This window comes from Streptomyces sp. NPDC054765 (assembly GCF_053612065.1).
This window is the reverse complement of record NZ_JBSHBP010000049.1, coordinates 55,471-61,552: the sequence shown is the minus strand read 5'-3', so window position 1 is coordinate 61,552 and position 6,082 is coordinate 55,471. Positions and strand designations below refer to the sequence as shown.

Below are 6,082 nucleotides of genomic sequence, written 5' to 3'. Positions count from 1 at the left end.
GGGCGGGAACCGGAAATGGCTCCCGCCCCGCCCGCTGCCGTCCGGTGCCCTCTGCGCTCCCGTCAGTGGGTCGTCACAGTGTTGAACGGCGGTGCCTCGCCCGCGTCCCCGACCAGGTCCCAGAAGTGGTCGACCAGCCGGCGCAGATACGCCGAGCGCTCGGCCGCGACCTCCTTGAGCCGGGAGTCGTCGTTCCGCGCCACCACGTGCCCCATGTAGCGCTCGGAGAACTCCGCGAACTCCGCATGCATGGTGCGCAGGGCGTCGCTCACCCGGATCTTGTTCAGTGTGGTGATCTCGGTGACCGCTTTGACGTGCGCCTTCCAGCGCCCGTCGAGGGCCGACCGCAGATGCCCGGCCAGCTCGTCGTTGCGGCCCATCACTCCGATCAGCTTCCGCAGCGACAGTCCCAGCGCCTCCACCAGCGCCTTGGTCTGCCGGTAGTCGCCACTCCACTGCCCCGCCGACTCGGCCGCCCAGTACTTCGCCGGGTCCATGCCGATCAGCTGCGCCAGCCGTTCCACGCTCAGCTGGCGGGCCATCCGGTGTTCGGCCAGGGTGCGGGGCTCGGCGCCCATCAGCACGGTCGGCGGGCACCACAGCACATCCGCCAGGGCGAACAGCTGTGACTCGGACGGTGCGTGGGTGCCGTACTCCCAGGCCTCGATCAGTTCGGGACGGACCGGCGCACCGCACGCCGTCATGGACTGGGCGACCTGAGCCGTACTCAGGCCCACCCGGGCCCGCGCGGATCTGGCTTCTGCGGGAGAAAAGGGAGTGCTGTACACGTACGGGACACCTCGCTGCACCCGGCGAACGGGGGGTGCTTGGGGGGAGCGGAGATGGAGGAACCTCCAGGAGCGGGAAGATTAACAGATGGTCGATAGGTACGAATCGCCAGTTCCCCTCCGAGTCGAGGGCGTCCGGGGCCGCGCGGGCGAATGTGCGGGAGATGTGCACTATCTGTCCGATTTCACGCATCAACTCGCTTACTGGGTATAGCCGATGCCTCGGTGCTTACCGGGCGGTAGCGGTTCTTGAGTCCACGCGGACGGTGGGACGTCATCAGAGCGTTACGTGGTTGAAGGTGCGGTGTCACAGTCGGCGTCGAGGCTGGCGTTGTCGGCCGGATCCGCCACGCGGGCCCGGCCGGCCGTACCTGACATCCGGTCCTCCCCCCACAATCCGATCAGGATGGGACCCTTCATATGCGATCAGTACTGGAACGCCTTCCTGCGTTCCCAGGCTTGGAGCCTGCCTCAGCAGCCGGGTGCCCGCGCGCCCTCGTCCGTTCCCGCGGCGACGGACCCGTGGAGTGAGCGCGTTCAACGTGTCATGCATCTGATAACCGGCTGAAGAACCGGACCGCTGCCGCCGATGCCGCGGCCGGCCCGGCTCTCGCATGTCTCCTTGCGCGAAAGGACGTTCCCAGGTGCTCACTTCGCACCATGACAACCCCCAGGGCTCACCCACGGCCCTGCTCGACGATGCGACCCGCCCCGCCCCGACCGCCCACGACGACCCCGGCGAACAGGGCGCACACGGAACCCGCGACGCGGGCGGCCTCGACGTGATCCGCGAGGTCCGCACCGTCCCCGCCGGACGGGCGCTGCCGCTCCTGATGGTCACCGCCACCCCGGAGCCCGCCGGAGTGGCCGACATGCTGCACCACGGCGCCGACGACTGCATACCCGAGACCTCCGACCCGGTCGAACTGTCCGCCCGTATCGAGGCCAAGCTCCGCCGGGTCCCCGTACCGGTCGAGAACCTGCTGCGCGACCCGCGCACCGGTCTGTACTCCCACCCGCACTTCCTCGACGAACTCGCCCGCGAATTACAGCGTCCCGAGGCCGCCCGGCACGGCGGTGTGCTCGCCGTGGTCGGTGTGGCCGAAATGGCATCCCTGGAGGCCCGGTTCGGCGAGCGGGTGCGCCGCGAAGTCGCCGAACGGCTGGCCGGCGTCGCGGAGCGGCTCGGGAGCTTCTGCGACCGGCTCGGCCGGGACGAAGACGGCCATCTGCTGATGCTGCTGCCCGGCGTCGACGAGGAGACGGCCCGCCGTGGCCTGGAGAAGTTCGCCGCCACCGTGGCCGGCACCCGGTTCGTCGTCGCCGACGAGAACGTCCGCCTCACCCCCGCGATCGGCTGGCTGCCGCTGACCGGGTGCGAGGACGGCACCCGGGCCGCCGGCCAGGCCCGCGACGCGGTACAAGAAGCGCTCCGCCACCGGGACCTGCGCCCGGTCCGCTATGCGCCGTGGATGCGCGGCGCACCGCGCCGCCACCGCCGCACGCCGCTGCGCACCCTGATCCGGCCCGCCCTCTCGGCGCTCTCCCCGGTCCTGGCGCTGCTGCTCGGCGTCGCGGTGCCGTTCGTGCTCTACCGGCAGGCGTACGAGCTGGGCTGGGACCTCGGCTCCGGCATGTACTGGGTGGTGGTGGCCGGGCTGGTGCTCTCCGCGCTGCTGATCGTCCTGGAGTGCCTCTACTCGCTCGACTCGGTCACCCGGCCCGAGACGCCCGGAGCGCCCTACCCGCCGGCCAGCGCCGTCATCGCCGCATATCTGCCCAATGAGGCCGCGACGATCGTCGACACCGTCGAGTCGTTCCTGCGCCTCGACTACCCCGGCGAGCTGGAGATCGTGCTGGCGTACAACACGCCTCACCCGCTGCCCGTCGAGGACACGCTCCGCGAGATCGCGGACCGCGACCCGCGGCTGGTGCTGCTGCCGGTCGCCGGCAGCACCTCCAAGGCACAGAACATCAATGCCGCGGTCACCCCGCGGGCCGTCGCGGCGAAGGCGGTGGCCCGGCGATGAGCAGCACGGACGCCCCGGCCGGCAGCCGGACCGATGCCATCGCCGGCTTCCGCGGACTCGCCGCGATCAGCACCGTCGCCTTCCACGTCTGGCAGCAGTACTTCCGCTACGACGCACACGGCAGCCACCCGCCGGTCGGCAACCCGGCGATCGGCGCCGTCTTCTCCCTCGAGGTCATCGATCTGTTCTTCGTGCTGTCCGCGTACCTGCTGACGCTGTCGTACGCACGGGCCGCACTCGACGGGCGCTCGACCCGCCCGGCCCGGCACTTCCTCTTCCGGCGGGCGGTCCGCATCCTGCCGCTGTACGTCCTGGCGGTGCTGGTCGTCTGGGCGAGCCGCAACCCGACCCTGCCGGGCAACTGGCAGGACCTGGCCGAGCACCTCACCTTCACCCATGTCTTCGACCAGCAGCGGATCTTCTACACCCTGGGCCCCACCTGGTCGCTGTCACTGGAGGTGTTCTTCTACCTCGTACTGGTGGCGCTCGGGCCGCTGGCGGTACGCGCCTGCCGTCCGCTGCGGCGCCGCGGGACCAGGGTGGCGGTATGTGCGGCGGGGTGTCTGGTCCTCTTCGCCGCGCCGCTCGCCTGGATCGCCGTTGCCCACTACGGCTCCGGGGTGCCGCACACCGACTGGGTGGTGTACTTCGGTCCGCAGGCCCGCTTCGGCGGCTTCGCGGCCGGGATGGGGCTGGCCGTACTGACGGCCGCCCTCGGTGACCGGGGCCGGCTCGGCCCGCGCACCGCGCTGCCGACGTCCGCGCTCGCGCTGGCCGGTCTGTTCGCGCTCTCCCTGGACTCCGGTCCGGAGAACTTCACCTTCACCTTCTACCACCCGATCGCCTCGGCCCTGTGGGCGGTGCTGCTCTTCAGTACCGTCCATGTACGTCAACGGACCTTGTGGCAAGGGTTCTTGACGTCCCGTTGGCTGACCGCGACCGGACTGATCAGCTATAGCCTCTTCATCTGGCACGAGCCGGTCATGCTCCAGCTCCACAAGGCCGGTCTGCTGCTCACCGGCCAGCCGGGCTTCCCGTTGGCCCTGCTGATCGTGTTCCTGGCGGCGGTACCCGTGGCCGCCGCGAGCTACTGGCTCATCGAATACCCGGCGAGCCTGCTCGGCCGCCTCAGGGACCATCGCGGCCGCCCGCGGGAGTTCTACCCGGAGCCGGCCACCGGCTGACCGCTCCAAGGGCAGTCCTCGGACACCACCTTCACCGGAGATCAGCGCAGCGTGCGCCGGTCTCCGGTGAAGATCTTGTCGAGGTGGTAATCGAGCGTACGGCGTACGTCCTCCAGCGCGCGGCGCCGGTGGAGCACATCCTGGCCCAGTCCCACCGCCCCGGACACCAGCAGGTCCGCCTCGCGCCACGGGTCGAGGCCCAGGGCGGTCCGCCCGTCGCGCTGCGCCGCGGCGATCAGCTCCGCCACCAGCCGCTCCAAGGGCTGGTCGGCGGGCAGAAAGACCTCGGCGAGCTCCGGGTCGGTCAGGCTGCGGGCGTAGTACGCGGCGAACACCCGCAGCGCGGTGGTGCGTTGGGCGTCCACGGGCAGAAACTCGTCCAGCACCGCCTGCAGCAGGGCGCGGGGATCGGTGGCGTCGAACCGGATACGGGAGCGGGCGATGCGTTCGTTCTCCTCGTGCAGCAGCTGCAGTGCGTCGACCAGCAGCCGGTGCTTGCTCGCGAAGTGGTACTGGACCGCGCGCAGCGACACCCCGGCCTCGGCCGCGACCTCCCGCAGACTCGCCGCGTGCAGCCCCCGTTCGGCGGCGATCCGCCAGAGCGCCTCGGCGATCTGCCGGCGCCGCTGCGAGGAGGCACCGGGCGTCGCGGGCCGCTCGGCCGCCGGGGCGGGCGGCTGCTTGCGCCGCCGGTACGCCTTCGCCTGACAGCTCCGGGAGCAGTACAGCGCCGGCCGGCCTCGCCCCGGAGCCGGGACGGCCGCGGCGCACATCTGGCACACGGGCCCCCTGGCGACCTTCATTTCGTCACGCTCATTCCCCATTTGGAACCCTCAAATTGTGTGACGTAAATCGAATTAATCAGTAATGCAGCGGAAGTTTCTCTTTCCTCAATGATACGTTCGTAACGTTCCGAGGGGGCGCGGAACCCTATGGGAGAACTCTCCGAGGGGGCTTGGGAATCGATGAAGTACGACATCCTGCAGATCGTCGGCGCCGCCGTGACGGTGGTCTTCACGCAGGGGGCGATCCGGCTGCTCGTCGATCGCGACGACACCGGACTCCTGGGGTGGCTGGGTGGTGGATTCGCGCTCATGCTGTCCGTGCACGGAGTGCTGGTCGCCGTGGGTGTGCTGCTGGCGGGCTGGTCCCACACCCGGGCGAAGGGGCTCGGCCGGCGGGGCTGATCCGTCCGGAGTGGAGTGTCAACCATGGGTTGACAGGGTTTCGACTGTCAACCTAGGGTTGCCTCATGGTGGAACCGACTCAGATCAACAATCCCGTCCGCCTCGACGACCTCATCGAGGCCATCAAGAAGGTGCACGGCGACGCCCTCGAACAGCTTCAGAGCGCGGTCGTCGCCGCTGACCATCTCGGCGAAGTGGCCGACCATCTCATCGGCCACTTCGTCGACCAGGCCCGCCGTTCCGGCGCCTCATGGACCGAGATCGGCAAGTCCATGGGCGTCACCCGGCAGGCCGCCCAGAAGCGGTTCGTGACGAAGGACGAGCCGGCGCCCGACATGAGCCAGGACTTCGGCAGGTTCACCCCCCGGGCCAGGAGCGTCGTCGTCGCGTCCCAGAACAAGGCCCGCGAAGGCGCTCACCCGCAGATCGGCACGGAACACCTCGTGCTCGGCCTGCTCGACGACCCGGAAGGGCTGGCCGCACGGGTGCTCGTCGCCCAGGGCGTACCGCTGGAGACGGTCGGAGCGGCCGCGACCGAGGCGCTGCCGGAGCCCTCCGGCGAGCCTCTGCCCGCCCTCGTGCCCTTCGACGCCCGTGCGAAGAAGGCGCTCGAACTCACCTTCCGCGAGGCGCTGCGGCTGGGCCACAACTACGTCGGGACGGAGCACCTGTTGCTGGCACTGCTGGAGCAGGAGAACGGCGAGGGCGTGCTCAGCGGACTCGGCCTCGACAAGACGAACACGGAGGAGCACGTGTCGGCCGCCCTGAAGGCGGTCCGGGAGAAGCTGCAGGAGTAACTGAAGGGGCAGCGGTGGTGCCCGCCCCCCCCCGAGACACACGGCGGCCCGCGCCCCCCGGCCCCCAACCCCAACCCGCAAAGAAAAAAAAACAAT

The 6,082-nt window shown here is 70.1% G+C and carries 6 protein-coding genes; 4 read left to right on the top strand and 2 right to left on the bottom strand.

The annotated features are described in order from the left end of the window. Positions 1–62: 62 nt before the first annotated feature. Complete coding sequence (locus ACWGJY_RS26935) at positions 63–788, bottom strand: transcriptional regulator (RefSeq protein ID WP_453263429.1); 726 nt, start codon at positions 786–788, stop codon at positions 63–65. Positions 789–1,432: 644 nt separating this feature from the next. Here ACWGJY_RS26935 and ACWGJY_RS26930 point away from each other — a divergent pair. Both ACWGJY_RS26930 and ACWGJY_RS26925 read left to right on the top strand, forming a co-directional pair. After that, positions 1,433–2,818 carry a diguanylate cyclase domain-containing protein gene (locus ACWGJY_RS26930; protein WP_453263428.1) on the top strand — a complete coding sequence of 462 codons (1,386 nt, stop codon included), beginning with the start codon at positions 1,433–1,435 and terminating at the stop codon, positions 2,816–2,818. After that, positions 2,815–4,002 (top strand): acyltransferase family protein, encoded by a 1,188-nt coding sequence (locus ACWGJY_RS26925; RefSeq protein ID WP_453263427.1) that lies wholly within the window; start codon positions 2,815–2,817, stop codon positions 4,000–4,002. The genes ACWGJY_RS26930 and ACWGJY_RS26925 overlap by 4 nt, the downstream gene beginning before the upstream one ends. A gap of 41 nt (positions 4,003–4,043) precedes the next feature. Here the strand turns inward: ACWGJY_RS26925 and ACWGJY_RS26920 are convergent, their stop codons facing one another. Further along, complete coding sequence (locus tag ACWGJY_RS26920) at positions 4,044–4,826, bottom strand: TetR/AcrR family transcriptional regulator (RefSeq protein ID WP_453263426.1); 783 nt, start codon at positions 4,824–4,826, stop codon at positions 4,044–4,046. 141 nt (positions 4,827–4,967) lie between these two features. Here ACWGJY_RS26920 and ACWGJY_RS26915 point away from each other — a divergent pair, with 141 nt between their 5' ends. Both ACWGJY_RS26915 and ACWGJY_RS26910 read left to right on the top strand, forming a co-directional pair. Beyond that, the gene (locus tag ACWGJY_RS26915; RefSeq protein ID WP_453263425.1) at positions 4,968–5,189 is read left to right on the top strand and encodes a hypothetical protein; all 222 of its coding nucleotides are present in this window, start codon (positions 4,968–4,970) and stop codon (positions 5,187–5,189) included. Positions 5,190–5,254: 65 nt separating this feature from the next. After that, the gene (locus ACWGJY_RS26910) at positions 5,255–5,986 is read left to right on the top strand and encodes a Clp protease N-terminal domain-containing protein (protein WP_453263424.1); all 732 of its coding nucleotides are present in this window, start codon (positions 5,255–5,257) and stop codon (positions 5,984–5,986) included. Positions 5,987–6,082: the final 96 nt, after the last annotated feature.